The following is a 389-nucleotide window of genomic DNA, read 5'->3' on the forward strand; positions in this document are numbered from 1 at the left end:
ACATGAATAAAATGTCCCTTTCAGTATATGACAAACCAAATTATGAAACTAAAACCTTATAATTATAAAAATTTGGGGTCGGTGTCGAGTCGATATTATTATCATTCCAGTGCATGAGAACAATAAAATAAGCATGGATGATTGCACTATAGATGCATTTGAATACAATAAAGACGATGTTTAAAATGCCATATGAAGAGCGAAGTTTATTTCCATTGGCCATGCAATCTCTTTAATTTTGTATTGCTGTTTCCTTGAAAATACGACACAGATTTTTATCTGTTTAGGGATCAGTCTTAGGTTGTAGACCAATCTTTCGTATCTTAAAAAAGTTTTATGAATGTAGTTTGAACACTTTTAAAGTGTATAAATACATGAACAACTAAAAA

The sequence above is a fragment of the Bartonella sp. MR168JLCBS genome (assembly GCF_042194175.1).